The sequence below is a fragment of the Sphingopyxis sp. SCN 67-31 genome (assembly GCF_001725095.1).
In genome coordinates, this window is record NZ_MEFH01000165.1 from 1 (window position 1) to 6,345 (window position 6,345).

Genomic DNA, 6,345 nt, shown 5'->3' on the forward strand with positions numbered 1-6,345 from the left:
GCCGGGATCGCGAACCAGCGCCTTGCGCTGCATCGCAGGGTCGATCTGCCCATGGAGCCGGTGGACGACAAGCGGCAGACCCGCCGCCTCGACCGCCGCCGCCGCGCGTTCGATGTCGGCGGCGCCGGGCAGAAAGGCGAGCATGTCGCCTTCCTTCTCGTCGGCCAGCGCCTGACGCACCGCCGCAAGCACGCTCGCTTCCAGCCGATCCTCGGCGCGGCGCCCGATATGGCGCAGATCGAGCGGCCAGCTCTTGCCTTCGCTCTTGACCACCGGCGCATCGCCGAGCAGCGCCCCGAAGCGCGCGCCGTCGAGCGTTGCCGACATTGCCACGAGCCGCAGATCGTCGCGCAGCCCCTGCTGCGCATCGATTGCGAGCGCGAGCGCGAAATCGCCGTCGAGGCTGCGTTCGTGGACTTCGTCGAACAACACCGCCGACACGCCTTGCAGTTCTGGATCGGAAAGAATGCGGTTGCGGAACAGACCCGGCGTCATCACCAGAAGGCGCGTCGCCGCAGACTGCTTGCTGTCGAGGCGCGTCGCATAGCCGACCGTCCCGCCGACCGCTTCGCCCATTTCCTCGGCAATGCGCTCGGCCGCCGCCCGCGCCGCGAGGCGCCGGGGCGAGAGCAGCCACACCGCGCCCTTGCACCACGGTTCGCGCAGCAAGGCCGGCGCGACGCGCGTCGTTTTGCCCGCGCCCGGCGGCGCGACGACGACGGCGTTGGGCTTCAAGAGCAGCGCCGCCATGATGTCGGGCAGCACCGCGTCGATGGGCAGGAAGGGCCCGGCGGTCGTCATCGCCGCCTCAATAGGCGCGGGCGACCGCAAAGGCGACGGCTTCGGTCAGCGCCGCCTTGGCCTGGCTGCTGCGAAAGCCCCCGATGGCATCGACCGCGCGCTGACCATAATGCCGCGCGCGCGCCAGCGTGTCGGCGATCGTGTCGTGCTTGAGCAGGAGCGAGGTCGCATAGGCGAGATCGTCGTCCGAAGCGCGGTGGCCGACGATGGCCTGCTTCCAGAATTCGCGTTCTTCGGCGCTGCCGCGCGCGTAGGCGAGGATGACCGGCAGGGTGACCTTGCCGTCGCGGAAATCGTCACCGACGCCCTTGCCCATCGTTTCGGCGTCCGAAACATAGTCGATCGCATCGTCGACAAGCTGGAAGGCGATGCCCAGATTGCGGCCGTATGCGTCGAGCGCTGCCTCGGTCGCCTCGTCGCGCTCGGCAACGACCGCGGCGATCTTGCACGCGCTGGCAAACAGTTCGGCGGTCTTGGCGTTGATGATCGCGAGATATTGGTCCTCGCTGGTTTCGACACGGCGCTGCGCCGAAAGCTGGTTCACTTCGCCTTCCGCGATCACCGCCGAAGCATGGCTGAGGATCTTGAGCACCTTGAGCGAGCCGTCCTCGACCATCAGTTCGAACGAACGCGCGAACAGGAAATCGCCGACGAGCACCGACGCGCTGTTGCCCCAGATGATATTCGCGGTCTTGCGCCCGCGGCGCAGGTCCGATCCGTCGACGACATCGTCGTGGAGCAGGGTCGCGGTATGGATGAATTCGACCGCGGCGGCGAGCTTGCAATGGCGGCGCCCGGGATAGTCGAGCAACTGCGCGCAGGCGAGCGTCAGCATCGGGCGCATCCGCTTGCCACCGCCCGCGATCAGATGGCCGGCGAGTTCGGGAATGAGCGGAATTTCGGACTGCATTCGGTCGAGGATGACCGAATTCACCTCGTTCATGTCGGCGGCGACAAGCGCCATCATCGGATCGAGCGAGGGCGGACGGTCGCCGTGGAGCTGATGGATTTCGGCAGTCATGACACGGGCTGCCTTGGCCGTGCGCCTGCAATTTTGCAACGACTTTCGGCTTGCCACCCGCCCCCCGCCGGTGCCAAGCGTGCCCGACGCAAGAGGAGCCGCGCATGGACGATCAACTCAGCCGCTACCGCCAGAGCATCGACAATATCGACGCGGCGCTCGTCTACATGCTCGCCGAACGGTTCAAGGTGACGAAGGCGGTCGGCGAACTCAAGGCGAAGATCGACCTGCCCCCCGCCGACCCCGACCGCGAGGCACGGCAGGTCGAACGGCTGCGCGCGCTGGCGCGCGAGGCCGACCTCGATCCCGAATTCAGCGAGAAATTCCTGCGCTTCATCATCGACGAGGTGATCCGCCACCACGAACATCTGAAGCGGGAGGCCGGCGCATGACCGCGGCGCACCCCATCTTCGCCAAATGGCCGGCGCAGCATCCCGAGCGGCTGCAGCTTTTCACCGCGCCGACCCCGAACGGGGTTAAGCCGAGCATCATGCTCGAGGAATGCGGCCTGCCCTATGAAGCGCATCGCATCGACATCATGGCCAACGAAAGCCATGACCCGGCCTTTCTGGCGCTCAATCCCAACGGCAAGATTCCCGCGATCTACGATCCAGACGGACCGAACGGCACCCCGCTGGCGCTGTTCGAATCGGGGGCGATCCTGATCTATCTCGCCGACAAGACCGGCCAGTTCCTGCCCACCGAGGCGAACCGGCGTTACGAGGCGATCCAGTGGGTAATGTGGCAGATGGGCAGCATGGGACCGATGTTCGGCCAGCTCGGCTTCTTCCACAAATTCGCCGGTCGCGACTATGAGGACAAGCGCCCGCGCGATCGTTACGCGGCGGAATCGGCGCGGTTGCTGGGCGTCCTCGACGCGCGGCTCGATGGCCGGGACTGGGTGATGGACGCCGATTACAGCATCGCCGATATCGCGATGCTCGGCTGGGTGCGCAACCTGATCGGTTTCTATGACGCGGCCGACATCGTCGGTTTCGATCGCTTCAAACATGTGCAGGCATGGCTCGACCGCGGCCTTGCGCGCCCGGCCGTCCAGCGCGGGCTGGAGGTCGGCGCGAGCTGATAGCGGCGCGGGCGGCACCCGGCCGAAACCTTCAAGGATAAAGAAAAAGCCCCGCCGGATCGCTCCGGCGGGGCTTTTCTTCGGTGGCGTATCTGCAGCCCCGGGGCGCGAGGACTTAGTCCTCGTCGCTCTGGATCAGATAATCGCCGGCATCGGCGTCGGTGCCGTGGGTTTCCCCTTCGACCGCGCCGAGCGGATCGTCGCCCATCGCCGCTTCGGGGCCCTGCGCCAGTTCGGCGGCATGCTCTTCGGCCGCGGTCTGCGGCGCGATGAGATGCGCTTCATTGGCGGCGCGCATGGCGGCACGCAGCGCCGCGTCCTTCGACGAGGCGGTGACGCGGATGCGGTTCATCGCCGCGCCGGTACCCGCCGGGATAAGGCGGCCGACGATGACGTTTTCCTTGAGGCCCATCAGCGAGTCGACCTTGCCCTGCACCGATGCTTCGGTGAGGACGCGGGTCGTTTCCTGGAACGATGCCGCCGAGACGAAGCTGCGCGTCTGCAGGCTCGCCTTGGTGATGCCCAGGAGAACCGGGCGCCCTTCGGCGGGCTTGCCGTTCTTCGGCAGCTTGGCGTTATATTCCATCATCTCCAGATAATCGAGCTGTTCGCCCGGCAGCAGCGTGGTGTCGCCGCCGTCGGTGATCTCGACCTTCTGCAGCATCTGGCGAACGATCACCTCGATGTGCTTGTCGTTGATCTTCACGCCCTGCAGTCGGTAGACTTCCTGGATTTCCGCGACGAGGAATTCGGCCAGCGCTTCGACACCCATCACGTCGAGGATGTCGTGCGGGTTCGGCGAGCCCGAGATCAGCGCGTCGCCGCGCTTCACATAGTCGCCTTCCTGCACTTCGAGCACCTTGGATTTCGGGATCAGATACTCGACCGCATCGCCCTCTTCCGGAACGATCGCGATCTTGCGCTTCGCCTTGTAATCCTTGACGAATTCGATGCGGCCCGAAAGTTTTGCGATGACCGCATTATCCTTCGGAATGCGCGCTTCGAACAGCTCGGCAACACGCGGCAGACCGCCGGTGATGTCGCGCGTCTTCGACGCTTCGCGGGTGACACGGGCCAGAACGTCGCCCGCCTTCACTTCCTGACCGTCTTCGACCGAGATCATCGTGCCGACCGCGAGCAGATAGCGCGCGGCTTCACCCGAAGCATCGTCGAGCAGGGTCAGGCGCGGCTGAAGGTCTTCCTTCTTGCCGCGACCGGTGGTGCGATATTCGATCACGACGCGCTGGGCGATACCCGTCGCTTCGTCGACCTGTTCGGTCAGCGTCTTGGCATCGACCAGATCCTGATATTTCACGATGCCGTTCTTTTCGGTGATGAGCGGCATGGTGAACGGATCCCATTCGGCAATCCGGTCGCCCTTCTTCACCTTCTCGCCGTTCTTGTGCATGATCTGCGCACCATAGGGCAGCTTGTGCGTCGCACGTTCGCGGCCTTCGCTGTCGATGACCGCGATTTCGCCCGAACGCGACAGCGCCAGACGGCGACCGCGCTGGTCGACGATCGTTTCCATGTCGCGATATTCGATCGTGCCGTCCGAAATCGCTTCAAGGTTCGACTGTTCGTTGACCTGCGCCGCACCGCCGATGTGGAAGGTCCGCATCGTCAGCTGCGTGCCCGGTTCACCGATCGACTGCGCCGCGATGACGCCGACCGCTTCGCCGATGTTCACCGGCGTACCGCGCGCAAGGTCGCGGCCGTAGCACTTGGCGCAGACGCCCAGGCTGGCTTCGCAGACCAGCGGCGAGCGGATCTTCACCGCCTGCACTTCGGCTTCCTCGATCTTGGCGACCGTGGGTTCGTCGAGCAGCGTGCCGACGGGGGCAATGACATTGCCGTCCTTGTCGACAACATCCTCGAGCGTCGTGCGGCCCAGGATGCGCTCGCCCAGCGAGGCGATCGTCGAACCGCCCTGGATGATCGCGCGCATTTCCATGCCGCGGGTCGTACCGCAATCATCCTCGATCACGACGCAATCCTGCGACACGTCGACCAGACGGCGGGTCAGGTAACCCGAGTTCGCCGTTTTGAGCGCGGTGTCGGCCAGACCCTTACGGGCACCGTGGGTCGAGTTGAAATACTCGAGAACGGTCAGGCCTTCCTTGAAGTTCGAGATGATCGGCGTTTCGATGATCTCGCCCGACGGCTTGGCCATAAGGCCGCGCATGCCGGCAAGCTGCTTCATCTGCGCCGGCGAACCACGCGCGCCCGAGTGCGCCATCATGTAGATCGAGTTGACCGGAGCAAGCCGGCCGTCGTCGAGCTTCGGCGTCGCCCGGATTTCGTCCATCATCGCGTTCGCGACCTTGTCGCCGCACTGCGACCAGGCGTCGATCGCCTTGTTGTACTTTTCCTGCTGCGTGATCAGGCCGTCCTGATACTGCTGCTCGAAATCCTTCACCAGCGCGCGGGTCTCGTCGACCAGCTTTTCCTTGGCGTCGGGGATGATCATGTCGTCCTTGCCGAACGAGATGCCGGCACGGAACGCGTGGCGGAAGCCCAGCGCCATGATCGCGTCGGCGAACAGCACCGTCTCCTTCTGGCCGGTGTGACGATAGACCTGGTCGATCACGTCGCCGATTTCCTTCTTGGTCAGAAGGCGGTTGACGACGTCGAAGGGCACGGTGTGCGACTTCGGCAGGCATTCGCCGATCAGCATGCGGCCCGGCGTCGTTTCGAAGCGGCGCAGATATTCATTGCCGGCTTCGTCGGTCTGCGGAACGCGGCTGGTGATCTTCGAGTGCAGCGTAACCGCGCCCGTGTAAAGCGCCTGGTGTACTTCGGCCATGTCGGCCAGCAGCATGCCCTCGCCCGGTTCGCCTTCGCGTTCCATCGACAGATAATAGAGGCCGAGGACCATGTCCTGCGACGGAACGATGATCGGCTTGCCGTTCGCGGGGCTGAGGATGTTGTTGGTCGACATCATCAGCACGCGGGCTTCCAGCTGCGCCTCGAGGCTCAGCGGGACGTGCACGGCCATCTGGTCGCCGTCGAAGTCGGCGTTGAACGCGGCGCAGACCAGCGGGTGAAGCTGGATCGCCTTGCCCTCGATCAGCACCGGTTCGAACGCCTGAATGCCGAGGCGGTGGAGCGTCGGGGCGCGGTTCAGCAGGACCGGGTGCTCGCGAATGACTTCGTCGAGGATGTCCCAGACTTCCTTGCGTTCCTTTTCGACCCACTTCTTCGCCTGCTTGAGGGTCATCGACAGACCCTTGGCGTCGAGGCGCGCGTAGATGAACGGCTTGAACAGCTCGAGCGCCATCTTCTTTGGCAGGCCGCACTGGTGCAGCTTGAGTTCCGGGCCGGTCACGATGACCGAACGGCCCGAATAGTCGACGCGCTTGCCGAGCAGGTTCTGACGGAAGCGGCCCTGCTTGCCCTTGAGCATGTCGGACAGCGACTTCAGCGGACGCTTGTTGGC

Annotated in this window: 5 protein-coding genes; 2 read left to right on the top strand and 3 right to left on the bottom strand. The window is 65.0% G+C overall.

What is annotated here, in order from left to right:
* Positions 1–801: DEAD/DEAH box helicase (locus ABS88_RS22680; RefSeq protein ID WP_286750662.1), on the bottom strand; the 801-nt coding region annotated here is incomplete at its 3' end.
* A gap of 7 nt (positions 802–808) precedes the next feature.
* On the bottom strand, positions 809–1,822 hold the full coding sequence (locus tag ABS88_RS22685) for a polyprenyl synthetase family protein (protein WP_003039135.1): 1,014 nt from the start codon (positions 1,820–1,822) through the stop codon (positions 809–811).
* 50 nt (positions 1,823–1,872) lie between these two features.
* On the opposite strand from ABS88_RS22685, the gene ABS88_RS22690 reads away from it, so the two are divergent.
* Positions 1,873–2,214: a chorismate mutase gene (locus ABS88_RS22690; RefSeq protein WP_255265974.1), complete on the top strand. Its 342-nt coding sequence runs from the start codon at positions 1,873–1,875 to the stop codon at positions 2,212–2,214.
* A complete protein-coding gene (locus tag ABS88_RS22695) occupies positions 2,211–2,906 on the top strand; it encodes a glutathione S-transferase N-terminal domain-containing protein (RefSeq protein WP_286750663.1) in 696 nt (231 codons plus the stop codon). Before ABS88_RS22690 ends, ABS88_RS22695 begins: the two co-directional genes overlap by 4 nt.
* Before the next feature lie 115 nt (positions 2,907–3,021).
* On the opposite strand, the gene ABS88_RS22700 is transcribed toward ABS88_RS22695, so the two are convergent.
* On the bottom strand, positions 3,022–6,345 hold a 3,324-nt coding region (locus tag ABS88_RS22700; protein ID WP_286750664.1), incomplete at its 5' end, for a DNA-directed RNA polymerase subunit beta'.